Source organism: Rahnella sp. NRRL B-41462 (assembly GCF_003263525.1).
GTDB lineage: Bacteria > Pseudomonadota > Gammaproteobacteria > Enterobacterales > Enterobacteriaceae > Rahnella > Rahnella aceris.
On record NZ_JYDF01000071.1, the window covers coordinates 15,182 to 40,275 of the forward strand.

31 protein-coding genes are annotated in these 25,094 nt (G+C 52.4%); 15 read left to right on the forward strand and 16 right to left on the reverse strand.

What is annotated here, in order from left to right:
• The first annotated feature begins 49 nt into the window (after window positions 1-49).
• The 3 genes from zapG to degS all read left to right on the forward strand — a co-directional run bounded on the left by zapG (window position 50) and on the right by degS (window position 3,128).
• Entirely contained in the window at window positions 50-451 is a 402-nt protein-coding gene (zapG, locus tag UC14_RS17030; RefSeq protein WP_013577242.1) for a Z-ring associated protein ZapG, read from the forward strand.
• Between the two features lie 154 nt (window positions 452-605).
• Window positions 606-1,973 (forward strand): serine endoprotease DegQ, encoded by a 1,368-nt coding sequence (degQ, locus tag UC14_RS17035; protein WP_013577243.1) that lies wholly within the window; start codon window positions 606-608, stop codon window positions 1,971-1,973.
• 87 nt (window positions 1,974-2,060) lie between these two features.
• Window positions 2,061-3,128, forward strand: a complete 1,068-nt coding sequence (gene degS / locus UC14_RS17040; protein WP_037035040.1) for an outer membrane-stress sensor serine endopeptidase DegS — start codon at window positions 2,061-2,063, stop codon at window positions 3,126-3,128.
• Window positions 3,129-3,224: 96 nt separating this feature from the next.
• Here the strand turns inward: degS and murA are convergent, their stop codons facing one another.
• The 7 genes from murA to mlaF form a co-directional block, all read right to left on the reverse strand.
• Window positions 3,225-4,484 carry a UDP-N-acetylglucosamine 1-carboxyvinyltransferase gene (gene murA, locus UC14_RS17045; protein WP_013577245.1) on the reverse strand — a complete coding sequence of 420 codons (1,260 nt, stop codon included), beginning with the start codon at window positions 4,482-4,484 and terminating at the stop codon, window positions 3,225-3,227.
• Window positions 4,485-4,551: 67 nt separating this feature from the next.
• On the reverse strand, window positions 4,552-4,806 hold the full coding sequence (gene ibaG / locus UC14_RS17050; protein ID WP_013577246.1) for a BolA family iron metabolism protein IbaG: 255 nt from the start codon (window positions 4,804-4,806) through the stop codon (window positions 4,552-4,554).
• Between the two features lie 168 nt (window positions 4,807-4,974).
• Window positions 4,975-5,289: a lipid asymmetry maintenance protein MlaB gene (gene mlaB / locus UC14_RS17055; RefSeq protein ID WP_013577247.1), complete on the reverse strand. Its 315-nt coding sequence runs from the start codon at window positions 5,287-5,289 to the stop codon at window positions 4,975-4,977.
• Complete coding sequence (mlaC, locus tag UC14_RS17060) at window positions 5,286-5,921, reverse strand: phospholipid-binding protein MlaC (protein ID WP_037035038.1); 636 nt, start codon at window positions 5,919-5,921, stop codon at window positions 5,286-5,288. The genes mlaB and mlaC overlap by 4 nt, the downstream gene beginning before the upstream one ends.
• Before the next feature lie 41 nt (window positions 5,922-5,962).
• Window positions 5,963-6,529: an outer membrane lipid asymmetry maintenance protein MlaD gene (gene mlaD / locus UC14_RS17065; RefSeq protein WP_013577249.1), complete on the reverse strand. Its 567-nt coding sequence runs from the start codon at window positions 6,527-6,529 to the stop codon at window positions 5,963-5,965.
• Between the two features lie 3 nt (window positions 6,530-6,532).
• Window positions 6,533-7,315 (reverse strand): lipid asymmetry maintenance ABC transporter permease subunit MlaE, encoded by a 783-nt coding sequence (gene mlaE / locus UC14_RS17070; protein WP_013577250.1) that lies wholly within the window; start codon window positions 7,313-7,315, stop codon window positions 6,533-6,535.
• Window positions 7,316-7,330: 15 nt separating this feature from the next.
• Window positions 7,331-8,134 (reverse strand): phospholipid ABC transporter ATP-binding protein MlaF, encoded by an 804-nt coding sequence (gene mlaF, locus UC14_RS17075; RefSeq protein WP_013577251.1) that lies wholly within the window; start codon window positions 8,132-8,134, stop codon window positions 7,331-7,333.
• 307 nt (window positions 8,135-8,441) lie between these two features.
• On the opposite strand from mlaF, the gene UC14_RS17080 reads away from it, so the two are divergent.
• From UC14_RS17080 to npr, 11 genes are all read left to right on the forward strand, one after another.
• Entirely contained in the window at window positions 8,442-9,419 is a 978-nt protein-coding gene (locus UC14_RS17080; RefSeq protein WP_013577252.1) for a calcium/sodium antiporter, read from the forward strand.
• Between the two features lie 19 nt (window positions 9,420-9,438).
• Window positions 9,439-10,425, forward strand: coding sequence for an arabinose-5-phosphate isomerase KdsD (gene kdsD, locus UC14_RS17085; protein WP_037035037.1), 987 nt, complete (start codon window positions 9,439-9,441; stop codon window positions 10,423-10,425).
• A gap of 16 nt (window positions 10,426-10,441) precedes the next feature.
• The gene (gene kdsC, locus UC14_RS17090; protein ID WP_013577254.1) at window positions 10,442-11,008 is read left to right on the forward strand and encodes a 3-deoxy-manno-octulosonate-8-phosphatase KdsC; all 567 of its coding nucleotides are present in this window, start codon (window positions 10,442-10,444) and stop codon (window positions 11,006-11,008) included.
• Window positions 11,005-11,574 carry an LPS export ABC transporter periplasmic protein LptC gene (gene lptC / locus UC14_RS17095; protein WP_013577255.1) on the forward strand — a complete coding sequence of 190 codons (570 nt, stop codon included), beginning with the start codon at window positions 11,005-11,007 and terminating at the stop codon, window positions 11,572-11,574. Before kdsC ends, lptC begins: the two co-directional genes overlap by 4 nt.
• Window positions 11,552-12,109 carry a lipopolysaccharide ABC transporter substrate-binding protein LptA gene (gene lptA, locus UC14_RS17100; RefSeq protein WP_013577256.1) on the forward strand — a complete coding sequence of 186 codons (558 nt, stop codon included), beginning with the start codon at window positions 11,552-11,554 and terminating at the stop codon, window positions 12,107-12,109. Before lptC ends, lptA begins: the two co-directional genes overlap by 23 nt.
• 6 nt (window positions 12,110-12,115) lie before the next feature.
• Complete coding sequence (lptB, locus tag UC14_RS17105; protein WP_013577257.1) at window positions 12,116-12,841, forward strand: LPS export ABC transporter ATP-binding protein; 726 nt, start codon at window positions 12,116-12,118, stop codon at window positions 12,839-12,841.
• Between the two features lie 101 nt (window positions 12,842-12,942).
• Entirely contained in the window at window positions 12,943-14,376 is a 1,434-nt protein-coding gene (gene rpoN / locus UC14_RS17110; RefSeq protein WP_013577258.1) for an RNA polymerase factor sigma-54, read from the forward strand.
• Between the two features lie 23 nt (window positions 14,377-14,399).
• Window positions 14,400-14,687 carry a ribosome hibernation promoting factor gene (hpf, locus tag UC14_RS17115; protein WP_013577259.1) on the forward strand — a complete coding sequence of 96 codons (288 nt, stop codon included), beginning with the start codon at window positions 14,400-14,402 and terminating at the stop codon, window positions 14,685-14,687.
• Between the two features lie 98 nt (window positions 14,688-14,785).
• Window positions 14,786-15,268, forward strand: coding sequence for a PTS IIA-like nitrogen regulatory protein PtsN (ptsN, locus tag UC14_RS17120; RefSeq protein ID WP_173362074.1), 483 nt, complete (start codon window positions 14,786-14,788; stop codon window positions 15,266-15,268).
• 67 nt (window positions 15,269-15,335) lie between these two features.
• A complete protein-coding gene (rapZ, locus tag UC14_RS17125) occupies window positions 15,336-16,190 on the forward strand; it encodes an RNase adapter RapZ (RefSeq protein WP_013577261.1) in 855 nt (284 codons plus the stop codon).
• Complete coding sequence (gene npr / locus UC14_RS17130; protein ID WP_013577262.1) at window positions 16,187-16,459, forward strand: PTS phosphocarrier protein NPr; 273 nt, start codon at window positions 16,187-16,189, stop codon at window positions 16,457-16,459. Before rapZ ends, npr begins: the two co-directional genes overlap by 4 nt.
• Before the next feature lie 25 nt (window positions 16,460-16,484).
• Here the strand turns inward: npr and UC14_RS17135 are convergent, their stop codons facing one another.
• The 9 genes from UC14_RS17135 to UC14_RS17175 form a co-directional block, all read right to left on the reverse strand.
• On the reverse strand, window positions 16,485-18,404 hold the full coding sequence (locus UC14_RS17135; RefSeq protein ID WP_198670083.1) for a transcription antiterminator: 1,920 nt from the start codon (window positions 18,402-18,404) through the stop codon (window positions 16,485-16,487).
• A gap of 216 nt (window positions 18,405-18,620) precedes the next feature.
• Window positions 18,621-19,361 carry a KDGP aldolase family protein gene (locus UC14_RS17140; protein WP_013577264.1) on the reverse strand — a complete coding sequence of 247 codons (741 nt, stop codon included), beginning with the start codon at window positions 19,359-19,361 and terminating at the stop codon, window positions 18,621-18,623.
• Entirely contained in the window at window positions 19,358-20,485 is a 1,128-nt protein-coding gene (locus tag UC14_RS17145; RefSeq protein ID WP_013577265.1) for a DgaE family pyridoxal phosphate-dependent ammonia lyase, read from the reverse strand. The genes UC14_RS17140 and UC14_RS17145 overlap by 4 nt, the downstream gene beginning before the upstream one ends.
• Window positions 20,475-21,608 carry an amidohydrolase/deacetylase family metallohydrolase gene (locus UC14_RS17150; RefSeq protein WP_013577266.1) on the reverse strand — a complete coding sequence of 378 codons (1,134 nt, stop codon included), beginning with the start codon at window positions 21,606-21,608 and terminating at the stop codon, window positions 20,475-20,477. Before UC14_RS17150 ends, UC14_RS17145 begins: the two co-directional genes overlap by 11 nt.
• An 81-nt stretch (window positions 21,609-21,689) precedes the next feature.
• Window positions 21,690-22,337, reverse strand: coding sequence for a DUF4310 family protein (locus UC14_RS17155; RefSeq protein WP_112198095.1), 648 nt, complete (start codon window positions 22,335-22,337; stop codon window positions 21,690-21,692).
• A 13-nt stretch (window positions 22,338-22,350) separates the two neighbouring features.
• Window positions 22,351-23,127, reverse strand: coding sequence for a DUF4311 domain-containing protein (locus UC14_RS17160; RefSeq protein WP_095924408.1), 777 nt, complete (start codon window positions 23,125-23,127; stop codon window positions 22,351-22,353).
• 32 nt (window positions 23,128-23,159) lie between these two features.
• Window positions 23,160-23,459, reverse strand: a complete 300-nt coding sequence (locus UC14_RS17165) for a DUF4312 family protein (RefSeq protein ID WP_112198096.1) — start codon at window positions 23,457-23,459, stop codon at window positions 23,160-23,162.
• Complete coding sequence (locus UC14_RS17170; protein ID WP_013577270.1) at window positions 23,459-23,824, reverse strand: SFCGS family glycine-rich protein; 366 nt, start codon at window positions 23,822-23,824, stop codon at window positions 23,459-23,461. Before UC14_RS17170 ends, UC14_RS17165 begins: the two co-directional genes overlap by 1 nt.
• Window positions 23,825-23,870: 46 nt before the next feature.
• A complete protein-coding gene (locus UC14_RS17175) occupies window positions 23,871-24,221 on the reverse strand; it encodes a PRD domain-containing protein (RefSeq protein WP_112198097.1) in 351 nt (116 codons plus the stop codon).
• A gap of 399 nt (window positions 24,222-24,620) precedes the next feature.
• On the opposite strand from UC14_RS17175, the gene rnk reads away from it, so the two are divergent.
• Complete coding sequence (gene rnk, locus UC14_RS17180) at window positions 24,621-25,031, forward strand: nucleoside diphosphate kinase regulator (protein WP_112198098.1); 411 nt, start codon at window positions 24,621-24,623, stop codon at window positions 25,029-25,031.
• Window positions 25,032-25,094: the final 63 nt, after the last annotated feature.

A 25,094-nucleotide genomic window follows, 5' to 3' on the forward strand; every position in this document is an offset into this window, starting at 1 on the left:
GTTACGTGAAAAAGCCCTGCGGGACAACGAAGTCAAAATAGGAGTCATTATGACCTGGGAGTATGCACTCATTGGATTAGTGGTCGGTATCGCGATTGGTGCGGTAGCGATGCGCTTTGGTAATCGTAAATTACGTGATCAACAAGTCATGAAAAACGAACTGGAGAAAAGCAAAGCCGAACTCGACGAATACCGTCAGGAACTGGTGGGCCATTTTGCCCGCAGCGCAGAGTTGCTGGATAACATGGCGACTGATTACCGTCAGCTGTATCAGCACATGGCTAAAAGCTCCAACAATTTGCTGCCCGATATGCCCGAGCAAGATAATCCGTTCAACTACCGCCTGACCGGCTCCGAGGCCGATAACGATCAGGTACCGGTGCAAATGCCACGCGATTATTCTGATGGCGCGTCCGGTCTGCTGCGTGGTGAGCGTCCGGTTCGTAAATAACAGACGCCCCTGACCTGCATAACAATCGTTATGCAGGCGTATTTACGGCATATGTCCCGTGCATGTGCCGTTCTCCAGACCCTTCCCGTGCTGTGAATCACTGTTCTATTGTCCATAACTGACGTCCATTACAGAAAGCGAGAGAGTTATCGTGATGAAGAAAAAGTCATTTTTGCTCAGTGTGTTAGCTGTTAGCCTTGGATTAACTTTCGCTTCTGCGCCTATGGCGAATGCCGCTTTACCTACGGAAGTTCAGGGACAACCTTTGCCAAGTCTGGCACCTATGCTGGAAAAAGTATTGCCCGCAGTCGTGGGCGTTCAGGTTTCAGGTACCCAGCCACCCAGTGCGGATGTCCCACCGGAATACAAATTCTTCTTCGGTCAGCAGGACCCGGAACCCAATCAGGGGCCACAGCCTTTTGAAGGGCTGGGTTCAGGCGTTATTATTGATGCCGCCAAAGGCTATGTGCTCACCAACAACCACGTGGTGAATAATGCGGATAAAATCAACGTTCAGCTCAACGATGGCCGTGAATATAAAGCCAGGCTCATCGGCAAAGACGATCAGTCTGATATTGCGGTGATCCAGCTGATTGATGCTAAAAATTTGACACAAATTACGATGGCGGATTCCGACAACCTGCGTGTCGGTGATTTTGCCGTCGCCGTTGGCAATCCGTTTGGGCTTGGCCAGACGGTGACATCCGGCATTGTTTCTGCGCTTGGTCGCAGCGGCCTGAATCTTGAGGGGCTGGAAAACTTTATTCAGACCGATGCGTCGATTAACCGCGGTAACTCCGGGGGCGCATTGCTCGATCTGAAAGGTGAACTGATTGGTATTAACACCGCCATCATTTCCTCTCAGGGTGGCAGCGTCGGTATCGGTTTTGCTATCCCGGCGAACATGGCGAAGAACCTCAGCCATCAGTTGATTGAGTTCGGTGAAGTGAAACGCGGCCTGCTGGGGATCCGCGGCAGTGAAATGACGCCGGAACTGGCGCAGGCATTCAAACTTGACAGCCAGCGCGGCGCTTTCGTCAATGAAGTATTGCCGGATTCTGCAGCGGCGAAAGCCGGTATTAAACCGGGCGACGTACTGATTACCCTGCAGGGGAAAACGCTGAGCAGCTTTGCTGAGTTACGCGCGAAAGTGGGCACCGCAGGTCCGGGCGTCACCATGCAGATTGGTTTGCTGCGCGATGGTAAACCGATGACTGTGAACGTCACGCTGGATAAAAGCCCGGCCGTGGAAGTCAGCATTGAGAAACTCAATCCTGCCTTGCAGGGTGTGACGCTCAGCGATCCGGCGGATAAAAACGCCAAAGGCGTGCATGTCGATGACGTGAAAAAAGGGACGCCCGCTGACCAAATCGGTCTGGAAAAAGACGATGTGATTATCGGTGTAAACCGCGAACCGCTCGAAAATCTGGCCGCTTTCCGCAAAATACTGGAAAGCAAACCTGACCTGATCGCGCTGAGCATCTTGCGTAAAGGGCAAAATATCTACTTATTCATGCCGTAAAGCGTTGAAAATCGGACGCAGGTGCTGCTGCGTCCGATTAACTCATGCTATTCTTCCCTCACTTTTTATCTCGCATCCCATATACCCATGTTTGTTAAGCTATTGAGATCCGCTGTTATCGGCCTGATTGTTGCTGGCATTTTGCTGGCGGCGGTCCCTATGTTGCGTAAAAACATCACAGAACCGCTGTTTGACCGAAACTTCACCCAAAACAGCGAAGAACCGGTCAGCTATAACTCAGGCGTCCGCCACGCTGCTCCGGCAGTGGTGAACGTTTATAACCGCAACATGGGTAACAGTTCACAGAACGAACTGGCCATCCGCACACTGGGTTCCGGTGTGATCATGAACGACAATGGTTATATCCTCACCAACAAGCACGTGATCAATAATGCCGATCAGATCATCGTCGCATTGCAGGATGGCCGCGTATTTGAAGCCTTGCTGGTCGGCTCTGACAGCCTGACTGACCTGGCCGTGCTGAAAATCAACGCCGGAAATCTGCCGGTGATCCCGATTAATCCACATCGCGCCCCGCATGTCGGTGATGTCGTGATGGCAATTGGTAACCCGTATAACCTCGGTCAGACAGTCACGCAGGGTATTATCAGCGCCACTGGTCGCATTGGCCTCAGCCCGTCAGGCCGTCAGAACTTTCTGCAAACCGATGCATCGATTAACCAGGGTAACTCCGGCGGTGCACTGGTGAATTCGCTGGGTGAGCTGATGGGGATTAATACACTGTCCTTTGACCAAAGTAATGACGGCGCCACACCGGAAGGTATCGGCTTTGCCATCCCGACCGCACTGGCGACAAAAGTGATGGGCAAGCTGATTCGCGATGGCCGGGTTATTCGCGGGTATATCGGAATCAGCGGACGCGAGGTTTCCCCTCTGCACGGGCCGAATAGCGGACTGGATCATATTCAGGGGATTGTGGTGAACGAAGTCACACCCAATGGCCCGGCGGCTAATGCAGGCATGCAGGTCAGAGACGTGATCGTTAACGTCAACAACAAACCGGCTGTTTCCGCTATCGAGACAATGGATCAGGTCGCAGAGGTTCGTCCGGGTACGGTCATTCCGGTGGAGATTATGCGTGACGGTCAGAAGCTGACCTTGCAGGTGACCGTGCAGGAATATCCTGATCACTGACGATCGCTGAAGACAGCAACGAAAAAGCCGGAAAGGTTTCCCCTTCCGGCTTTTTTATTGCATCAGAAATCGTTTTATTGCATCAAGAGCTACGAATCATTCGCCGTTGAAGCGCTCAATTTTCGCACCCAGCTGACGCAATTTATCTTCGATACGCTCATAGCCACGATCGATGTGATAAATACGGTCAACCACGGTCACCCCCTCGGCAATACAACCCGCCAGAACCAGACTTGCAGAAGCACGTAAATCGGTCGCCATCACCTGAGCGCCAGACAGTTTTTCAACGCCATGACAAATCAGGGTGCTGCCTTCGATTTCAGCATGTGCGCCCATACGGATCAGTTCAGGAATGTGCATGAAACGGTTTTCGAAGATGGTTTCGGTGATCACACCGGTACCCTCTGCCACCAGATTCAGCAAGCTGAACTGCGCCTGCATGTCAGTCGGGAAGCCCGGATGCGGTGCGGTGCGGAAGGTGACGGCTTTAGCCCGTTTGCCATGCATGTCGAGACTGATCCAGTCTTCGCCCACTTCGATATCGGCACCGGCTTCACGCAGTTTTGCCAGTACAGCATCCAGCGTATCAGGACGGGCTTCGCGACAGGTAATCTTGCCACCGGAAATCGCGGCCGCCACCAGGAAGGTGCCGGTTTCGATACGATCGGGGACCACACGGTAAACACCGCCACCCAGACGTGCAACGCCTTCGATGGTGATTTTATCAGTACCCGCACCGGTAATTTTCGCACCCAGCGTATTCAGGAAATTCGCGGTATCGACGATTTCCGGCTCACGCGCGGCGTTTTCAATAATGGTGGTGCCTTCAGCCAATGTCGCTGCGCTCATGATGGTAACGGTCGCACCCACGCTGACTTTATCCATCACGATGTGCGCACCTTTCAGGCGGCCATCGACAGAGGCTTTCACATAACCTTCTTCCAGCACAATGGTCGCGCCCAGCTGTTCCAGACCGGTAATATGCAGGTCAACAGGACGTGCGCCGATAGCACAGCCGCCCGGCAGGGAGACTTCACCGCGACCAAAACGCGCCACCAGCGGGCCAAGAGCCCAGATAGAAGCGCGCATGGTTTTCACCAGGTCATACGGCGCACAAAACTCATTCACCGCACTGGCGTCAACGAAAACAGAACCGTTGCGTTCTATTTTGGTGCCCAGCTGGCTCAGCAGTTTGATGGTGGTATCGATATCTTTCAGATGAGGAACGTTCTGGAGTTCAACAGGTTCTTCAGCAAGCAGTGCGGCAAACAAAATAGGAAGTGCTGCATTTTTTGCACCAGAGATAGTGACTTCACCGCTCAGGCGAGTCCCACCCTGTACACGAAATTTATCCATTATGACTGCTCTCTATTCATTAAAACGACAGGTCAAATACGAGGAAGCTGCCGGAACTCCGGCAGTCTTATAAACCGCTCAGTTTACGGTCACGCGCCCATTCTTCAGGGGTATAAGCCTTAATAGACAGTGCGTGAATTCGATTGTCGGCGATGTATTCCATCAGCGGTGCGTAAACGGTCTGCTGTTTTTTCACGCGGCTCATGCCATCAAACATCGCACCAACGACAATGGCCTGAAAATGACTGCCATCGCCAGTAATGTGGGCTTCGTCCAGTGCCAATGCGTTCATCAACACGTCTTTAATTTCACTCGTTTCCATAGGGATCTATTCTTCTGAAGAATCATAACAGCCCGATATCTTATAGGGATCGGCGCAATTCTTAAACCACGAAAAAGCCCCTGACGAAGAGTTTCGCACAGGGGCTTTACGGACATTCAGTCAACTATTCACATCCCGCAGCCTAACTCACGGGAACTGCTCATATATTTATTCAACAGAGCAGCCCGTAGTGTCCGACGGAATAATGTCCTGAAGGTTATACAAGGTAATCAGTGTTCTCAGCCTGTCAGTGATACCCGCAATCGTCAGCGTAATCCCCTGCTGACGGGCTTCCTCGCGTAAATGCACCAGGAAAGCCAAACCGGAAGAATCCACACGCTCCAGCCCGGAAACATCCAGACAGGTCACGCCGGACATCAGCTTTCTGCGCATATCCCAGAATGCCACCAGCGTTTCGCGATCTAACTCACCGTGCAACATCAGTCGCGGCGGCTGCGATTCCCAGCGCAGGGCTTCACTCATTGTTGTTTATCCAGCGTGATCGGCTGAGCAGCGGCTTGTTTCAGACGCGCTGTCAGACCCTCGATACCTTTCTGGCGCAAGATATCTGCCCACTCGTTCTGTTTGGTCGAAATCATGCTGACGCCTTCGGCGATCATGTCATATGCCTGCCATTCGCCTGTGCGGCTGTTTTTACGCCACTGGAAATCCAGACGAACCGGAGGACGACCATTCGGATCGGTAATGGTGACACGGATAGCAATGATATCTTTATCCGCGTAGGACTGCTCTGGTTGCACCGTGTAGCTCTGGCCGTTGTACATCGCCAGCGCCTGACCGTAAGCCTGTTGCAGGTATTCAGAGAACGCCGCGAAATAAGCCTCGCGCTGTGCAGGTGTCGCCTGTTGATAATAGCGGCCTAATACCAGCGCGCCGGCGTATTTGACCTGCACATACGGCAGCAATTCTTCACGAACGATCTGGCGCAGATAGTTAGGATCCTGCTTGATTTTCGGCTGTTCGGTTTTGAGGCGGGTGAAGGTTTTGTTCGCTGCTTCATTCATCACGCTGTAAGGATTGGTCTTGTCCACAGCAGCATTCGCCAGCGGAGCCATAACCACCAACAGTGCAGCGATCACTAAACGTTTAAACATACTTATTTCCTCTTTTATGGAGAATCCGTAATGGCAAATTCTTAATGGGCAGCCGGCTGTGGCGCCGTATTAGCGTCAGGTGCAGGTGCAGCATTCCCTTCAGGCGCAGCAGGAGCCGCCGTTGCGTCAGGGTCAGCCTTGCCGTCGCCACTCTTATAAAGGAACTGGCCAATCAGGTCTTCGAGAACCATCGCTGATTTAGTGTCCTGAATAACGCCGCCGTTTTTAAGGATAGTCGTTCCCATTTCAGGGTCTTCAAAACCAATATTCAACGCCAGGAATTGTTCGCCCAGCAAACCAGACGTGCGGATCGCCAGCGTACTGGTGCTCGGGATCTGGTTGTATTTCTGGTCGATATCCATTTCGACACGTGGGGAATAGTTTTTATCAAGCGTTATGCTGCTGACGCGGCCGATAACCACGCCACCGACTTTGACCGGCGAACCGCTTTTCAGGCCGCCTATATTGTCGAAGTCCGCAGAAATACGGTAAGTCGGGTCGGAGCCGATGGAACGGATGTCGGCCACTTTAAGACACAGGAAGATCACCGCAATCAATGCGATGATTAAAAACGCGCCTACCCAGATTTCACTCTTTTTCGTTTGCATGGTTTAATTTCCAAACATCAGTGCTGTCAGCACAAAATCCAATCCCAGCACCGCCAGTGACGAATGCACCACAGTACGTGTCGTTGCCCGGCTAATCCCTTCGGACGTCGGTATCGCATCATAGCCATTGAACAACGCAATCCAGGTCACAGTGATAGCGAAAACAAGGCTTTTAATCAGGCAGTTAAGTAAATCAGTCCGCCAGTCTACCGCGGTTTGCATCGCTGACCAGAAGAAACCGCTGTCGATGCCTTTCCAGTCCACACCCACCAGCGAACCTCCCCAAACCCCCACGGCAACGAAAATCGCCGTCAACAAAGGCATGGAAATCAGACCGGCCCAGAAACGCGGTGCAACAACGCGGCGCAGCGGATCGATAGCCATCATCTCCAGGCTGGAAATTTGCTCAGTGGCTTTCATCAACCCCAGTTCGGCGGTCAGCGCGGAACCCGCTCGGCCGGCGAACAGCAGAGCAGTCACCACCGGTCCAAGTTCACGCAGTAAAGAGAGCGCCACCATCATACCGAGGCTGGCCTCAGCGCTGTAGGTGGTTAAAATCAGATATCCCTGCAAACCAAGCACCATGCCGATAAACAAGCCGGAAACGAGGATAATCAGCAGGGAAAGTACACCAACGCTGTAAAGCTGCTTGATCAACAGCGGCCATTGCTTGGCAAATTGCGGCTTACCGACCAATGCCCGAAAGAGCATCAGACCGGCGCGGCCAAAAGACGCACAGGTGTTTATCCCGCGGCGCCCGACTGAGGCTAACGCCTTAATTAACATGAATAGGGAACTCCATCATCCGAGCAGCTCGGTTTTGTAATCACCGGCAGGGAAACGGAAAGGCACCGGTCCATCGGCAATACCGTCAAGGAACTGACGAACACGCGGATCAGGATTATTTTGCAGCTCCTCAGGTGTGCCTTCGGCAATCACATGCTGCGCGGCCACAATATAAGCGTAATCAGCAATACTTAGCACTTCAGGAACGTCATGAGAAACCACGATGCACGTCACACCCAGCGCATGGTTCAGTTCATCAATGAGTTTAACCAGGACGCCCATGGTGATCGGATCCTGTCCCACAAAAGGCTCATCGAACATGATCAGTTCAGGGTCGAGGGCAATCGCACGAGCCAGTGCGACACGTCTTGCCATACCGCCAGACAATTCAGCAGGCATCAGGTCACCGGCACCGCGTAACCCGACTGCTTCCAGTTTCATGGTCACCGTACTGCGCAGTAATTCTTCCGGTAATTTGCTGTGTTCACGCAGCGGGAACGCCACATTTTCGAACACAGTCAGGTCAGTAAACAATGCACCGGACTGAAACAACATACTCATTTTCTTGCGCGATTCGTACAATTTGCGACGGGACAATGTCGGAATGTTATCGCCGTCGAACCAGATTTCGCCGCTGTCGGGCGCAAGTTGTCCGCCAATCAGACGCAGCAAGGTGGTTTTACCGATCCCCGAAGGCCCCATGATTGCAGTGACTTTGCCACGCGGCACGGTCATATTTATCTCTTCGAAAATGGGACGATCGCCGCGCACAAAACTCATGCCTTTGATCTCAACCAGATTCGATTCGCTTTGACTCATTCAGTTTTTCCCTTCGGAATGCTTTCGCTAAGAATACGTCTGACACGCACAAGGTATCGTATAACTTTGGTATTTTTACAAAAACTTACCCCGGTTTCGTTACCAAAGTTGCCATCGATTTACTTTTCTGCCACAGACGGTCAAAATCAACGAATTACCATTTTAAAATAAAAGCCTTCATCGTCTAACATACAGGAACCCGCAGGCGTCATTTTCAGACAAAATGTCGCCTTAGCTCATGTTGACGAAGGAATCGCCTGCCCGCCAGGGCAACGAACCTCGCATTATACCCAATAAAGGATGTTTCATGCTTCTCGCTATCGTACTGATGATTGTCGGCTTGTTACTGTTAGTTTACGCCGCTGATCGTCTGGTGTACGGAGCCGCAGTGCTGGCACGCTCGATGGGCATCTCCCCGCTGGTGATTGGTATGACTGTCGTCGGCGTCGGAATATCCCTTCCTGAACTGGTGGTTTCCACCACCGCCGCCATCAACGATCAGATGGATTTGGCCGTCGGAAACGCAATTGGTTCGAATATCATTAATATTCTTCTGATTTTGGGCGGTGCCGCCCTGATTCATCCACTTTCCGTTCGTTCTGATATATTACGCCGCGAGCTCCCATTATTGTTACTGGTCACCGCACTGTGTGGTTTTCTGTTAAGCGACGGCGAACTCAGCCGGTTTGATGGTGTTTTGCTACTGGCCAGCGCAGGCGTGTTCATGATGCTGATGATAAAAATCGCCCGGGCCGCCGAAAAAGAGGGGCTGGATACGCTGACCTACGAGCAAATGTCCGAACTTCCGCAAGACAGTAGCAATACGGTCGCATTTTTGTGGCTGGCACTGGGCTTTATCATCATGCCGCTGGCGTCGGGCATGATCGTTGATAACAGCACTGTCATCGCGCGTTATCTGGGTGTCAGTGAACTGGTGATTGGCCTGACGGTGATTGCTATCGGTACCAGTCTGCCAGAACTGGCGACCTTTATCGCCGGCGCTATCAAAGGCGAAGATGACATCGCGCTGGGTAATATTATCGGCGCAAACATTTTTAATACCTGCCTGGTGCTGGGATTACCCGCGCTGGTAGCACCAGGTTCGTTCAACCCAGACGCGTTTCATCGCGATTATTGGGTCATGCTGGCGGTCAGCGTGGTGCTTTCCGGACTATGCCTGATGCGTAAACACCGTATCGGACATTTAGCCGGTGCATTACTGCTGTGTGGATTTATCGCTTATATGGCCGTGCTGTTTCTATTACCGGACAGCATTGCCTTCTGAACTCTGTCAGGAACCCACTATGGCTAACGATACCTTCGCCCCCGGTTTTGATTTTCAGGCCGTCGGACATGATGTGCTGAAAACAGAACGTGAAGGACTTGAGCAGTTAGATCAATACATTAACGGTGATTTTACCCGCGCCTGCGAAAAAATCTTCGCCTGCAATGGCAAAGTCGTCGTCATGGGCATGGGCAAATCTGGTCATATCGGCCGTAAGATGGCCGCCACCTTTGCCAGTACGGGCACACCGGCATTCTTTGTGCATCCCGGCGAAGCCAGCCACGGTGATCTGGGCATGGTATCGAAGCAGGATGTCGTCATTCTGATTTCCAACTCCGGCGAAGCCCATGAAATTCTGGGGCTGATACCGGTACTCAAACGCCTGAGCATTACGCTTATCTGCATGACGTCTAACCCTGAAAGCACGATGGGGAAAGCGGCAGATGTTCACCTTTGTGTAAAAGTGCCCAAAGAAGCCTGCCCGCTGGGTCTGGCACCGACCAGCAGCACCACGGCAGTGCTGGTGATGGGCGATGCACTGGCCGTCGCACTGCTTGAAGCACGCGGCTTCACACCGGAAGATTTCGCCCTGTCACACCCTGGCGGAGCACTGGGTCGCAAGCTGTTACTGCGCGTCAGCGATATCATGCACACCGGGGATGAAATTCCGCACGTCAGCCGTGAAGCTTCGTTGCGGGATGCGTTGCTGGAAATCACCCGAAAAAATCTGGGCATGACGGTTATCTGCAACGATTTGATGAAAATCGAAGGGATCTTTACCGATGGGGATTTACGACGCATCTTTGATATGGGCGTCAACATCAATACGGCATCGATTGCGGATGTGATGACGACAGGCGGTATCCGCGTGCGTCCTTCACTGCTGGCGGTTGATGCGCTGAATTTAATGCAGGACAAACACATCACTTGCGTGATGGTTGCTGATGGTGACCAGTTGCTGGGTGTGTTACATATGCACGATATGCTGCGCGCTGGCGTAGTTTAATTGAGGAATTCCCTGAATGAGTAATAGCGCAGCCCTGGTGGAAACCTGCTACGGTCCGGTCAGTGCGCAAGTGCTTGAACGGGCAAAAGCAATCCGCCTGCTGATTTGCGATGTCGATGGCGTTATGTCTGATGGCCTGATCTATATGGGAAATCAGGGAGAAGAGCTGAAAAGTTTCAACGTTCGCGACGGTTACGGTATCCGCTGCCTGCTGACATCCGATATCGAAGTCGCGATTATTACAGGCCGCAATGCGAAATTACTGGAAGATCGCGCTAAAACTCTGGGCATACGCCACTTGTATCAGGGGCAATCTGATAAGCTTTTGGCCTTCCGCGAACTGTTAGATACACTGTCTCTGCGGGCCGAAGAAGTGGCGTACATTGGTGATGACCTGATTGACTGGCCGGTGATGGCCGAAGTGGGTCTCTCTGTCGCGGTTCAGGATGCACATCCTGTTCTGTTACCGAAAGCGCATTATGTTACCCGTATTGCGGGTGGACGTGGTGCAGTACGCGAACTGTGTGATTTGATTCTGCTGGCGCAGGGTAAGCTGGAGGACGCCAAAGGGCTGTCGATATGAGTAAAGCAAAACTTTGGATTATTCTGGCGCTGACTGCCATCGTTCTGGTGCTGATTGGCTGGTCATTATCTGACAACAGCGATGATGTTCCGCAAGCGGTCAATGATCAGGATCCGACTTACCAGACGTCCCACACCGTTACGATGGTGTATGACCCGATGGGCAGCCTGACGTATAAACTGGTTTCAGACCAGGTAAAATATTACACCGCTGATCAGGTGTCATGGTTTACCAATCCGGTCGCGACCATGTATGACAAGAACAAAGTAGCCACCTGGGTATTGCGTTCTGATAAAGCGAAACTGACTCAGGATAAAATGCTCTATCTTTATGGGCATGTGCAGGCAGACAGCCTGACACCTGAGACATCACAGCTGCAAAGAATCAAAACGGACAATGCACGGGTTAACCTGACGACACAGGACGTTGCCTCAGACGATGAAGTGACGTTGTATGGTACAGGTTTTACATCTAACGGCATGAAAATGCGTGGTAATCTGCGTGACAAAACAGCAGAGCTGATCGAAAAGGTAACGACCTCTTATGAAATTCAAAGCAAAAAATAAAATCCGTGATCTCCTGATCGTCAGCTCATTGTTAGCCGTCAGCGTTCCGGCATTTGCCTTAAAAGACGATACAACGAAACCGATCACCATTGATTCAGCAAACCAGGCGCTCGACGTCAATACCAATACCGCAACCTTTACCGGCAATGTGGTCGTCAATCAGGGTACGATCCAGGTTAAAGCCGACAAAGTGGTCGTCATCCGCCCGCAGGGGGTTTCCGGTAAAGAAGTGGTAGAAGGTTACGGCAACCCGGTGACGTTCTACCAGATGCAGGATAACGGTAAGCCGATTAAAGGCCATGCACAGAAAGTCCGCTACGAAGTGGAAAATGACCTCGTCACGCTGACCGGCAACGCTTACCTTGAGCAACTGGACAGCAATGTGAAAGGCGACCGTATTACCTATCTGGTACAGAAACAGCAAATGGAAGCCTTTAGTGATAAAGGTAACCGTGTGACGACCGTTCTGGTACCTTCGCAGCTGCAACAAAAAACGCCTGCAGCGGGCGGCCAGCCGACCAAAAAGAGTAACTGATATTTTATGGCTAAATTAATCGCAGAGAATCTGGCAAAGGCATACAAAGGCCGTAAGGTCGTTGAAGATGTCAGTCTGATGGTCAACTCGGGTGAAATCGTCGGGTTATTAGGGCCAAACGGTGCGGGTAAAACCACCACCTTTTACATGGTCGTGGGCATCGTCCAGCGCGATGCGGGCCGCATTATCGTTGATGATGAAGACATCAGCCTGCTGCCGCTGCATACCCGCGCCCGTCGCGGTATTGGCTATCTTCCGCAGGAAGCCTCCATTTTCCGTCGTCTGAGCGTATTTGATAACCTGATGGCGGTGCTGCAGATCCGTGACGATCTGACCAAAGAACAGCGTAATGACCGCGCTAATGAATTAATGGAAGAGTTCCATATTTCTCATTTGCGCGATAACCTCGGTCAGTCACTGTCTGGTGGTGAACGCCGTCGTGTTGAAATTGCCCGTGCACTGGCAGCGAACCCTAAATTCATCCTGCTGGATGAACCGTTCGCCGGGGTTGACCCGATTTCCGTTATCGACATCAAAAAAATCATTGAGCATTTACGTGACAGCGGCCTCGGCGTACTGATCACTGACCATAACGTTCGCGAAACACTCGACGTTTGTGAACGCGCGTATATCGTCAGTCAGGGGAAATTGATCGCCCACGGCACGCCAGCCGACATTCTTGCTGATGAACAAGTTAAACGTGTTTATCTTGGTGAAGAATTCCGTCTGTGATCTGTGCCGCCGGAACCGTGCCTGTTTCAACCTACACTGAAACAGGCCGTCTCTGACAGAAGTGTTGCCGTTTTCACTCATCAACGGAATTAAGCCAAGATATGAAGCAAGGTTTGCAACTCAGACTCAGCCAACAACTGGCAATGACTCCTCAGTTACAACAGGCCATCCGCTTGTTGCAACTATCCACGCTTGAGCTCCAGCAGGAGATCCAACTCGCGCTGGAGAGCAACCCTCTGTTGGAACAAACCGACCTTCATGAAGAAATCGACTCGGTAGAAACCACCGACAGCGAAGGGTTAGACACCCGCGAGGCACTCGAGCAGAAAGACATGCCGGAAGAGTTGCCGCTGGACGCCACCTGGGATGAGATTTACACCGCAGGCACGCCGTCAGGCACCGGCAATGATTACAGCGACGATGAGCTACCGATTTACCAGGGCGAAACCACGCAGACACTTCAGGATTACCTGATGTGGCAGGTCGAGCTGACGCCGTTCTCTGATACCGATGCCGCGATTGCCACGTCAATCGTCGATGCAGTGGATGACACCGGTTACCTGACCGTCTCCCTTGACGACATTCTCGAAAGCGTCGGTGATGAAAATGTCACCATGGACGAAGTCGAAGCCGTACTTAAGCGCGTTCAGCGTTTTGATCCGGTGGGTGTCGCCGCCCGTGACCTGCGCGACTGCCTGCTGATCCAGCTTTCTCAATATGCGACTGACACGCCTTTCATCACTGAAGCCCGTCTTATCATCAGCGAACATCTCGATTTGCTGGCGAACCATGATTTCCGCGCACTTATGCGATCAACCCGGTTAAAAGAAGATACACTGAAAGGAGCGATGCTCCTGATCCAGTCTCTTGATCCGCGTCCGGGCCAGTCTATCAACACCGGCGAATCCGAATACGTGATCCCGGATGTGCTGGTGCGTAAAGTGTCAGGTGTCTGGGCGGTAGAACTCAATTCCGACAGCATTCCGCGTCTGAAGATTAACCAGCAGTACGCCGCGATGGGGAATTCCGCACGCAGCGACAGCGACGGGCAATTTATCCGCAGCAATCTGCAGGAAGCCAAGTGGTTAATCAAAAGCCTGGAAAGCCGTAACGACACGCTGTTGAAAGTGACGCGCTGCATCGTTGAGCAGCAGCAGGCGTTCTTTGAACTGGGTGAAGAATTTATGAAACCTATGGTACTGGCAGATATTGCCAGTGCCGTGGAAATGCACGAATCGACGATTTCACGTGTGACGACGCAGAAGTTCCTGCACAGCCCGCGTGGCATTTTCGAACTGAAGTATTTCTTCTCCAGCCATGTCAGTACAGACAGCGGTGGCGAGGCATCGTCAACCGCGATCCGGGCGCTGGTGAAGAAATTAATCGCAGCGGAGAATCCTGTAAAACCGCTCAGTGACAGTAAGTTAGCGACCCTGCTTTCCGATCAGGGAATTATGGTTGCGCGTCGGACTGTCGCCAAATACCGAGAGTCTTTGTCCATCCCGCCCTCAAACCAACGTAAACAGTTAGTTTGACCTCAACAGAGAAGGAAGACATTATGCAGCTCAACATTACCGGACATCACATTGAGATCACGGATCCCCTGAGAGAGTTCATCACGTCGAAGCTGGCTAAGCTTGAGCAGTATTTCGACAGGATTAATCAGGTGTATGTGGTGTTGAGCGTGGAAAAGGTGCAGAAAGTAGCGGAAGCCACTTTGCATGTGAACGGAGGCGAATTACATGCCACCTCGGAACATCAGGATATGTACGCAGCGATTGACGGACTGGTTGATAAACTGGCCCGACAGTTGAATAAACATAAAGACAAACTGAAACAGCACTGACATTCATGTAGCCAACCCTGTGCTACAAACCTTCGGGCATCGGCTTGTGACCTTCGGGAAACGAGCCGATATAGCTTTAAGGGTGAAACAGCGCAAAAGTGAAAGATGACATGATTAACGATACTGCAATGCAATTAACGTCGGTGCTTAATGCCGAATGCACCAAAAGCGGCGTTCATTGCGCCAGCAAAAAACGCGCACTGGAAATCATCAGTGAGTTGGCCGCCAAACAATTAAATTTGTCGCCGCAGGTGATTTTCGACGCCATTTTGACCCGTGAACGTATGGGGAGCACCGGGATCGGTGCCGGGATCGCCATCCCGCACGGTAAGCTGGAAGAAGACACTTTACGTGCCGTCGGCGTATTCATTCAGCTTGAACAACCGATTGCTTTTGACGCCATCGATAATCAGCCGGTAGATTTGCTTTTTGCCTTGCTGGTACCGGCAGATCAATGTAAAACCCATTTACATACATTATCTTTAGTCGCTAAGAAATTAGCTGATAAAACAGTGTGTCGCCGTCTGCGTGGCGCGCAAAGTGACGAAGAACTGTTCCAGATAATGACTGAAAACGAATAAATTGCTGATTCCCGGTACAGTGCCGGGAAAATGAATTCTGCACACTGAATGCCAGGGGAGTGACACCATGGTGCTGATGATTGTCAGCGGCCGTTCCGGTTCCGGGAAGTCGGTTGCCCTACGGGCACTAGAAGACATGGGTTTTTACTGCGTGGATAACCTGCCGGTGGTGTTATTGCCGCAGCTTGCCCAGACCCTTGTTGAACGTAATACGTCAGCGGCCGTCAGCATTGACGTCCGTAACATGCCGGAAACACCGGAAGTTTATGAGTATGCGATGTCACAACTGCCGGAGAGCTTCTCACCGCAGTTGTTATTCCTTGATGCCGACCGCAATACTTTGATCCGCCGCTACAGCGACACCCGTCGACTGCACCCGCTTTCCAGCAAAAATCTGTCCCTCGAAAGTGCCATTGATGAAGAAGCCGATCTGCTCGAACCACTGCGTTCGTCTGCGGATCTGATCATCGACACCTCCGAAATGTCCGTGCATGAACTGGCAGAAATGCTGCGTACCCGTCTGCTGGGTAAACGCGAGCGCGAACTGACGATGGTGTTCGAATCCTTCGGTTTCAAACACGGCATTCCGATTGATGCGGATTATGTTTTCGATGTGCGTTTTCTGCCAAACCCGCACTGGGATCCGAAACTGCGTCCGATGACAGGCCTTGATAAGCCGGTCGCGGCGTTTCTTGACCGTCATACTGAAGTGCACAACTTTATTTACCAGACCCGCAGCTACCTCGAACAATGGCTACCGATGCTGGAAACGAACAACCGCAGCTATCTGACCGTCGCCATTGGCTGTACCGGCGGTAAACACCGTTCGGTCTATATCGCAGAGCAACTGGCCGACTATTTCCGTTCCCGCGGGAAAAATGTGCAATCCCGCCATCGCACGCTGGAAAAACGCAAATCATGACGGTGAAACAAACGGTAGAAATCAAAAACCGGTTGGGTATGCATGCCCGCCCGGCAATGAAGTTGTTTGAACTGGTGCAGAGCTTTGAATCAGAAGTGATGCTTCGCAACGACACGGGCATTGAAGCGGAAGCCAGCAGTGTCATCGCGCTGCTGATGCTCGATTCCCCGAAAGGTCAGAAAATCGAAATCGAAGCAACCGGCCCCGATGAAGAACAGGCATTGACGGCAGTGGTAAATCTGATTAATTCAGGTTTTGATGAAGACTGATAATTAACGCACTCTTTGAGCCGTATTAAATGCGGCTTAAACAGTCGATTGCAATGGCCTTGAAACTCTCAAAGTTTTCGCTGATCAGCAAACGGCTCATTGAGCGTTCCCGCACAAACGTCACGAACAAATCGTAAATCGCCATCGCCTCTTCATAATCTGCCTTGCTGATTGCCAGCAGGAAAATCACGTGTGCTGTCTCCCCTTCTCCCCACGCAATGCCCTGCGGAGAGAGCAACGTTATCACCACGGTTTTCTTCGCCAGCAGCCCCAGCGAGTGCGGCAGCGCAATCCCTTCCCCCAGCATGGTCGAGACAATTTCCTCGCGCTCAACCACCGACGGATAAAACGCCTGATCGACATAGCCTTCGGCTTCCAGCTGAGAGCACACATGGCGGAATAACTCCGCCTGCGTCATCGGTTCATCGATGATCATGAAGTGTTTTTCGTCGAAGAATTTTTCCAGCATATAAGGCCGGGTGCGATCAACCAGTACCAGCTTGCCAAGCTGCTCCATCTGGTATTCGGTCGGGAATGGCGACAGCACCACCACCGGTTTATTCTTCTCGCTGATGCGGGCGTTGGAGATGATGAAATCTTCGTCGATGTGTTCCAGTTGTTCGTAATCCCGCAACGTCACCACCTGTTTCATCACCAGCTGCGGATATTTGCGGCTAATCTGCGCCTGAATCATACGGATGGTCGAATTGCCGGTGTCGCATACCAGCATCACCTGCGGATGTCGCTGATAACCGATGTTGTAATGCCGCTCCAGCCCGACGCCGATATGCAGCACAAGAAACCCAATCTCGTTTTCACTCAGCGTATATGGCGTGTATTTCCCCCAACTTGAGACCGCCGCCAGCGTAACGTCATAGGCCATCGGATAATGCTGTTTGATGTTATTCAGCAGCGGGTTGGGGATATTGATCTGGTATTTCACCCGCGTAATCATGGTTTTGATATGCGTCAGCAGATCAGCACGCAGCTGTTTATCACCTTGTAAATCATAACTATAGTGCGAATTGATATACGACAGGATGTAATCGACCAGCGATTCGTCATCGTCAGCATTAATGTCCGTTGGCAGGATTTGCTGCACGCGACGCGCGGCGATATTCACCCGCAGATAAGCTTCTTCAGAGGCCGGAATTTCCTTGCCCACCAGACTTTTCAGCTCCGCAGCCAGCCGCACAGAAACGTGTTTGACCGCCGGGTCACCGTCTTCAGCATCAAAATCAGTCAGCGGATAACCGCCAGCAATGCGTTTAATGGCCACCGCGCAATAGAGAATCAGATATTGTTCACCTTCGTCGGTCAGTTGAATAGAAGACTGCGTCAGAAGCTGATGCATAAAGCGCGTCAGCGGCACCAGCGCTTCCGACTCCAGGCTTTCCGCCTTCAGCAGCGGATTGGCCTGTTCTTCGGCATCGAGCTGGAACAACAAGTCGGTCAGGCAGGCGCGGATTGCCAGCTCCGCACCAAACAGCTTCATGCCGTAGCGCGGCTTGGTTTCAATATTCAGATGATAGCGGGCCAGATGCTCCCTTACCTCAGCCATATCATTTTGCAGGGTTCCCCGGCTGACAAACCATTCATCAGCCAGATCTTCCAGCTTTAATGAAAAAGCTGAGGTCAAAAAGCGGATCAGCAGCGTCTTCACCCGCTCTGCGGCCGTACGCGGCGTCGGATTCGGTTTACGTTGTGTCGATTGCTGCAACGACGAGAACAGGCTCTGATCATCAACGCGCAGCTGATACCCGCTGCCACGGTTGTGTACGAAGGTCGCGCCATAGTCCGCGATGATTTCATTAAGCGCAGTGATATCCGCACGGACCGTCCGCGTCGACACCGACAGGCGTTTTGCCAGTTCATCCTGAGGCAGCGTTTCGGTTTGCAGCGCATCAAACAGTTGCGCCAGACGTTGATTGGGAAATCTCACCATTGTTCTTCCATATTATTCCGGCTACGGCGCGATAACCCTTTACAACGAACTGCCGACTGCCACAGAGTCATCGATAAACGCAGTTTGCCGTTTTCGGCAAATACCTTGAATCAGGTGATGTTATCGCTTCGTTGATTGATTGCGTAAATATATTTGCCATCCGGTAACAACATCAGTGTGCCCGGACGGCTTACCGCGCAGGAAAGGTCAGAACCTTCAGCCCACCAGCTTTTTGACGCTGACCAGCAGGGTTTTCACATCGTCAGGACGTGTGTTACCGGTGGCGCTGTCGATAATCGAGCTGTAGATATGCGGGATGATTTTAGTGACGCCCGCCGCCAGCGCGATTTCCATAATCGGCTCGAAGTTTTCTAAATCGATACCGCCGGTCGGTTCCAGCCAGAAATCCTGTTCCGCACAGGCACGGGCCACGGCAGCGAATTCATCACGGGTTTTCAGGCCACCCATCGGGAAATATTTCACCGAGCTGCCGCCCATATCTTTCAGCAGCGCAATGGCGGTTTCCACCGGCACTATGGCGTCCGCAGAAGCAGAACTCAGCGGTCCGGTATTGATCTTCACAAAGCCGGGTTTACCGGTGGGTGAAATCAGACCGTTGACCACGCTGTCGTTTTGCCCAAGCATTCCACGGCTGGTACCGACGCCGGTAAAGACCTGATTGACGTGCTGCGGCTGAACCTGCGCTGAAATCTGGCTGACCATCAGAGACTGACGCGGATCGCCCGCGCCTAAACCGACAGACAACGCGTTTTCAATCAATGCGGCATACTCTTTCATGTCCGCCACCGCACTCGCGACGTCTGGATAATTTTTGGAAAGCACACCGACCAGTACATGACCTTCTGCCGCTTCATAGATATCACGGGCATTGTCTTTCGAGCCCGCCAGCACATTCAGGCACACGCGGTCACGATAGAAATTTGGGGTCAGCTTCATGCTTTGTCTCCGCTGAAAAGTTGTTTAAAACGTTGTGCGACGATGGTGAGCTGCGGCGGCGTCACGCTGCGCACATCGACTTCGATCTTGCCTTCGTTGGCGCGGTAGCCACGGAAATAAATCGCGATATCGCCGTTTTTCATGGCGTCCACAATGGCTTTGGTTTTCCAGCCCAGTACCGCTTCATCGAAAGTGATTTCCGTACGGGCGATATCACGTCCGGCGCTGTCCCAGACCACGCGTCCGGTAACACCGCTGATTTCATTCAGGCTGGCGATAAATGGCGTCATCTTGTCGACCATTTCCTGCCCGGTGGTTTTCGGCAAGGTGAGATAGCTTTCGATGGCCTGCGTCAGGCCAAGAATGCCTTCTTTGCCGACTTTCATCGCACGACCAATCCCGCCCGATTGCAGTTTTACCCATTCGACATACTGTTTTTTGCCGAGCACCAGCCCGCTGGTCGGCCCTTCGATGGCCTTCGCGCCACTGTAAATCACCAGATCCGCACCCATCTCGTAATAACAGGTCAGATCTTCTTCCGCGGCGGCATCGACGATCAGCGGCACATTGTGCTTACGCGCCACTTCAGCGGCTTCCGCGACCGACAAAATGCTTTTCTGCACTGAGTGGTGCGATTTTATGTACATGATTGCAGCGGTACGCGGGGTGATGCAGGCCGCGAGTTGTGCGGCAGAACATTCGTTGGCATAACCGGCTTCTACCACCTTGCCACCGCCCATCGTCACCATCGTCGCGACCGGTGCACCGAAATTCACGTTATGGCCTTTTGGCAGAACGATATCGTGCGGGATTTCCAGTGGCGCGGCGTGCAGGTTTTCCAGCAGCCAGGCGTCATCTTTGACGATCACCGCCGCCACAGATTGCGCGATCCCGGCAGAAGCGCAGGAAACCACCACCGCGTTTTCGACGTTTAGCAGTTTCGCGATGTAAGCGCCGGTTTTGTTCACCAGATCTTTCATCTCAAAGTAATGATTCAGACCGGTATTCACCACTGCTGCGACTTCTTCACGCGGCGTGGAAACGCCCAGCGCTGTCATACGACCGGAAGCATTAATGACTTGTTTTAACTGGTACTTTTCATACAGCGATTGTTCAGAAGACATGAGCAGATTTCCCTTCTTCGGTTAACAGAGTGACGCCCGCGACCACAGCGGCCAGAGGCACCAGCAAACTTTCGCCCTTCACGGACTGTCCTTCGGAATCGATAAACACCTGCGGCGCCTGACGGCGTTCGAACAGGGTCAGATCGGCGTCGGCACCGATTTGCAGACGACCTTTGGCAGGAAGACGCAGCGCATCAGCGGCATGCGATGTAACGCAATCAATCACCTGCGGCAATGTCATGCCGACGCTGAAGAATTTCGACATCACGGTCGCCAGGCTGTGCACCGGCCCGTTGAGGCGATTGCGGCAATAAATATCGGAGCTGATGGTGTGCGGCAAAATGCCCTGCTTAATGGCCAGCTCTGCCACTTCAAAGCTGAAACTCGCGGTGCCGTGACCGACATCCAGCAGCACGCCACGGCTGAGCGCCCGCTTAACGGAATCACGCAGCACGCCTTCCGGCGAGAGAATGCGGTTCGGCTTGCCGTTATAGCAGTGGGTAATGATGTCGCCAGAGGTCAGTAAATCTGCGATTTCGTCGAGGTTCGGCGGGTTATTACCGATATGCACCATCAGGGGCAGGTCATCGTTTTCCTGCTGAATTTCTTTGGCGCGCACCAGTGGCTTAATGCCGTTCTGGCCGACCACACTGCTGCTCATGCGCGCTTTGATGCCAATGATAAAACCGGGATTTCGCGCGATGGCGTCACGCACGCCGACCTTGTCGATCTGGGTCATATCCGCCAGTTCGTTCTGCGTGACAATGCCGGTGCGGGCGATATTGAGAAACGCGTAGACGTTGGTTTTCGCCTCACGGGTAATCTGATAGAAATCGTCGACATCATTCGCGCCGGTACTGCCCGCATCGGCCACGGTGGTGACACCGCAGGCCACACCAATCAGATCGGCTTCGTCATGATAAATCGGCGATTTGGGGTAACAGTGAACATGGGAGTCGATCCATCCCGCGCTGGCGTAAACCTTGCCCTGAAGATCGAGAGTCTGGCGGGCGGTGGCACCGCAGGGCAACGTGCCAATGGCGGCGAATTTGCCGTCGCGAATTGCAATATCAGTCAGGCTGCCGTCTGCGCGTAATGCCTGCCGGATGATTAAGTCATACATACGACGTTCTCCATAATCTCGGGCATCAGGAGTGTTCCTGACGCCCGTTTACTTCAGCTTTTCTTCTGTACTACTGCGTTCTTACAGTGAAACCGGGAAGACAGCGCCCAGCACCATTGCGCCGAGAATGGCACCACCGGTAATCGGTTTTTGCCACAGATAGAAACCCAATGCGCCAATCAGCGAGCCCAGACCGATAGGAATCGATGCCGCCATCGCCGACAGGATAATCAACGGCCCGAGGAAGCGGCCGGAGGCATTACCCGCGCCCATCATCACGTCAGCGCCGTAGGTAGAATTGCTCTGATTGATGGTGAATTTACGTGCCAGAATGATGATGTAACCGACGGCTAACCCGAGGAGCAGGCCGGTTACCAGCGAGGCCGCGAAGTTCGCCACCGGGAAGATAATCCCCGCGCCGAGCAACAGTGCCGGGACGCCCAGGCCAATACCGGTCTGGATCGCACCGCCGATATCGAGAATACCGACCAGCGAACCTTCGATGATGCGGGCAAACAGAAAGCTGGCACCGAAGGCCGCCACCGCGCCATACACGCCTGTATCCATGCCGGAACGCAGCATTGATACAAACGCCACTTCGTTAAACGCACCGATGCCGTACAGGTAATACATGTGTGTCCCGGCGAAAACACCGGAAGACAGCAATCCGACAAAAATCGGGAACGACCACTCGGCGTACCAGAAACCACGTTTGGCTTGTTCTTCCATTGTCATGTTCCTCTTACTTGCCGCTGAGTGAATTGTGAATGCCGTTCAGCCATGTCGGGACGTCCAGCATGAATGACTGCAACAGTTTGACGTCGAAGCCACGGAAGAAACCGCTGAGGACGAACAGCGCGATAATCGCCGCCATCATCACTTTGGTGACGTGGTTCCAGCCGCTTTCTTCGACGCCTTTACCGATCAGGATACCCAGCACCAGACCCGGTACGGCGTTACCCATGATCATCTGCGCCAGACCACCAAAAATAGTGGCCCAGAAACCGGAACGACGTCCTGCATCGATCGCCGCCAGCCAGAAAATCACCGGCATCACGGTGTTCACCAACAGGTTGGCCGCAGGCACCAGCACTTTGATTGCCGTGACCTGCAACGCCGCAGGCACCGCAGACGCAGTAGTGTTGAGGAAGGCGACCACAATCATGCCGATGATGCCGCCTGCAATCGCCATCTTGCGCGGGTCATGCAGGGTTTCAGCCACATTGCGGTTTTTAAACATCAGGGCAGCGGTTGCCCAGTGGGGAATGATGCGGTGGTCAACGTCCTGGGTGAAAGAACCTGCCGCCACGGAAGAAGCCCAGGCGTTAAAGAAGAAGCCCAGACCAAATGAGAAATGCGAAGCCGGATCGCCTTCACAGGAGTTTAATTCCCCAAGCGTACGAAAAGCCCCCATTCCTTGCACGGTGGGTGCATGGAACATACGTGCGGCCCCCGCACCTACGCCCACGCCAACCAGTCCGCCGATAATAAGCGACTTAAATAAAATAATTAAAAACATCAGTATATCCTTGTCATTTATAGCTAACGTTTTTATTTCGTGACAAAAACTACCTGTTCCGTATTAATAACAGTCAGGTTGACGGTAATGTCTAACGCCACGTAATAAGTCTTTCTTTCCCTGGCCAGAAAAAAGAACAGAAACTTTTCTCTTTTGACTGACTCTTCTGCCTTTATTATCCTGACGTCCTGCGGTTCTATACGCAGTAAGACATTATTGGCAGACGATTTGAGAACCGTTCTCTGAACCTGACTCAGTGCGGAAGAAAAGGCGGCAGCCTTATTTTCGCCCTTTCCTTCAACCCGAACTGTCGTGGTTAATTGTTGCTTCATTACGCCTGACCATACTTCTTGTTATAAGCTTCAACCAGACGCTGACCCAGTTCTTCTTTATCCATAAATCCGAACCCTAATACTAAACAGCCTTCGTTAATCGCCGTGACACCTTCATCAACTGAACGCATCCCGTACTTCGCTTTATATCCGTATTTGTTTTGTGCGGTAATCGCACCTGCACCGCCACTGCCGCAGAAAGAAATACCAAAGGTCGCGCCTTCTGCTTTCATCACGTCGCCGAGTTTCATATCTGCCGCCATACCGGGGACAACAATGGCTTTTCCGCCAGCCGCTTCCACGCCTGCTGCCACTTTCTGGCCTTTACCTAAACGGTCGCCGATCACAACTAATACTTGTCCCATGATTCACATCTCCACATTAATTAATGCATTAAAATTTCAATAAAAATTATTTCGGCTCGTTGTCTCTGGCCACTTCAAAATGTACCGAGAGCAAATACGCTTCCTCAATCGGTAAATTCCCGAACCAGCTCACCACGTCCTCTGCCATTTGCATGGAGTCGGCAGAGATTTCATCAAATAACTCTTTTTCGACTTCAGGCAACGGCTCACCGGTAATCGAGCGTAATACCATGGCTTTAACGTGTGACGTTAACATCTGCAACTGAACATCGGTGGTGTAGATATTCTTCGCACTTTGCATTGTCTGAATATCTTTTAATACTTGCTCTGTTATCGCCGCAGCATCTTTCAATTCAATCCGCCCGGTCCCATTCACAGATGCGCTTGCGTTATTCACTCGCGGTTACCTCTCTCCTTGCCCGGCCCACTATTTTCAGCCGTGTATTTCGTCTGTCTTTACCCTAACCCCGGTAAGATTTCCTGTGTAGAGGGTCTTTTTCCAGTTCGAAGTGGAAATACGATGCGCTGAGCAGATCCAATTCGCAAAACGAAAAGTTAAGTCGCCATATCACTGAATATTGCAGGGTGTAGCAGCGTATTACACTGGTAATCGGATTTTTCGCAATGCGGATTAATTCCCTCACAACGCTTTCATTTCCGCTTAAGAGTGCCTAGTATCAAAGAACACATGCAAATTACCGACACCCCTGCGCTTACCCGCAGGGGTGTTATTTTTTGCCGACCGGCACCCCACTCGCATGAAGCGGGTGATGCAAAAGGAACCATGGAGAATGTTATGAGTAAACCGACACTGATCATCAATGAACTTGACGCAGAACGCCTGGACACACTGCTGGCGCAACCGGCGTTTGCCAGCAGCCCGGTCGCCGACGCACTGAATGACGAGTTAGATCGCGCCGAGATTTTGCCGCCCGAGGAAATCCCTGCCGACGTAGTGACGATGAACAGCAAGGTTCGCTTTACTGAAGGTAAAGACGGCGAAGAACACATCCGCACGCTGGTGTATCCGGCTGCGCTCAAAGACAGCAACGAGCAACTGTCGGTGATGGCGCCGTTAGGTGCCGCCCTGCTGGGGCTGCGCGTAGGCGGAAGCATCACGTGGGAAATGCCAAATGGCGAGAACAGCCGGATTGAAGTGCTGGAATTGTTGTTTCAGCCGGAGGCGGCGGGGGAGTTGAGACGTTAAGGCAGTTAACTCCTTTTTCTGCGAAGGTGGGAGGCAACGCGCTGAACGACTCCCTCCCCTGCG

Excerpts from the sequence above, each read along its gene's own strand:
- zapG (WP_013577242.1), top strand. The coding sequence starts at position 50 with ATGACCTGGGAGTATGCACTCATTGGATTAGTGGTCGGTATCGCGATT.
- degQ (WP_013577243.1), top strand. The coding sequence starts at position 606 with ATGAAGAAAAAGTCATTTTTGCTCAGTGTGTTAGCTGTTAGCCTTGGA.
- degS (WP_037035040.1), top strand. The coding sequence starts at position 2,061 with ATGTTTGTTAAGCTATTGAGATCCGCTGTTATCGGCCTGATTGTTGCT.
- murA (WP_013577245.1), bottom strand. The coding sequence starts at position 4,484 with ATGGATAAATTTCGTGTACAGGGTGGGACTCGCCTGAGCGGTGAAGTC.
- ibaG (WP_013577246.1), bottom strand. The coding sequence starts at position 4,806 with ATGGAAACGAGTGAAATTAAAGACGTGTTGATGAACGCATTGGCACTG.
- mlaB (WP_013577247.1), bottom strand. The coding sequence starts at position 5,289 with ATGAGTGAAGCCCTGCGCTGGGAATCGCAGCCGCCGCGACTGATGTTG.
- mlaC (WP_037035038.1), bottom strand. The coding sequence starts at position 5,921 with ATGTTTAAACGTTTAGTGATCGCTGCACTGTTGGTGGTTATGGCTCCG.
- mlaD (WP_013577249.1), bottom strand. The coding sequence starts at position 6,529 with ATGCAAACGAAAAAGAGTGAAATCTGGGTAGGCGCGTTTTTAATCATC.
- mlaE (WP_013577250.1), bottom strand. The coding sequence starts at position 7,315 with ATGTTAATTAAGGCGTTAGCCTCAGTCGGGCGCCGCGGGATAAACACC.
- mlaF (WP_013577251.1), bottom strand. The coding sequence starts at position 8,134 with ATGAGTCAAAGCGAATCGAATCTGGTTGAGATCAAAGGCATGAGTTTT.
- UC14_RS17080 (WP_013577252.1), top strand. The coding sequence starts at position 8,442 with ATGCTTCTCGCTATCGTACTGATGATTGTCGGCTTGTTACTGTTAGTT.
- kdsD (WP_037035037.1), top strand. The coding sequence starts at position 9,439 with ATGGCTAACGATACCTTCGCCCCCGGTTTTGATTTTCAGGCCGTCGGA.
- kdsC (WP_013577254.1), top strand. The coding sequence starts at position 10,442 with ATGAGTAATAGCGCAGCCCTGGTGGAAACCTGCTACGGTCCGGTCAGT.
- lptC (WP_013577255.1), top strand. The coding sequence starts at position 11,005 with ATGAGTAAAGCAAAACTTTGGATTATTCTGGCGCTGACTGCCATCGTT.
- lptA (WP_013577256.1), top strand. The coding sequence starts at position 11,552 with ATGAAATTCAAAGCAAAAAATAAAATCCGTGATCTCCTGATCGTCAGC.
- lptB (WP_013577257.1), top strand. The coding sequence starts at position 12,116 with ATGGCTAAATTAATCGCAGAGAATCTGGCAAAGGCATACAAAGGCCGT.
- rpoN (WP_013577258.1), top strand. The coding sequence starts at position 12,943 with ATGAAGCAAGGTTTGCAACTCAGACTCAGCCAACAACTGGCAATGACT.
- hpf (WP_013577259.1), top strand. The coding sequence starts at position 14,400 with ATGCAGCTCAACATTACCGGACATCACATTGAGATCACGGATCCCCTG.
- rapZ (WP_013577261.1), top strand. The coding sequence starts at position 15,336 with ATGGTGCTGATGATTGTCAGCGGCCGTTCCGGTTCCGGGAAGTCGGTT.
- npr (WP_013577262.1), top strand. The coding sequence starts at position 16,187 with ATGACGGTGAAACAAACGGTAGAAATCAAAAACCGGTTGGGTATGCAT.
- UC14_RS17135 (WP_198670083.1), bottom strand. The coding sequence starts at position 18,404 with ATGGTGAGATTTCCCAATCAACGTCTGGCGCAACTGTTTGATGCGCTG.
- UC14_RS17140 (WP_013577264.1), bottom strand. The coding sequence starts at position 19,361 with ATGAAGCTGACCCCAAATTTCTATCGTGACCGCGTGTGCCTGAATGTG.
- UC14_RS17145 (WP_013577265.1), bottom strand. The coding sequence starts at position 20,485 with ATGTCTTCTGAACAATCGCTGTATGAAAAGTACCAGTTAAAACAAGTC.
- UC14_RS17150 (WP_013577266.1), bottom strand. The coding sequence starts at position 21,608 with ATGTATGACTTAATCATCCGGCAGGCATTACGCGCAGACGGCAGCCTG.
- UC14_RS17155 (WP_112198095.1), bottom strand. The coding sequence starts at position 22,337 with ATGGAAGAACAAGCCAAACGTGGTTTCTGGTACGCCGAGTGGTCGTTC.
- UC14_RS17160 (WP_095924408.1), bottom strand. The coding sequence starts at position 23,127 with ATGTTTTTAATTATTTTATTTAAGTCGCTTATTATCGGCGGACTGGTT.
- UC14_RS17165 (WP_112198096.1), bottom strand. The coding sequence starts at position 23,459 with ATGAAGCAACAATTAACCACGACAGTTCGGGTTGAAGGAAAGGGCGAA.
- UC14_RS17170 (WP_013577270.1), bottom strand. The coding sequence starts at position 23,824 with ATGGGACAAGTATTAGTTGTGATCGGCGACCGTTTAGGTAAAGGCCAG.
- rnk (WP_112198098.1), top strand. The coding sequence starts at position 24,621 with ATGAGTAAACCGACACTGATCATCAATGAACTTGACGCAGAACGCCTG.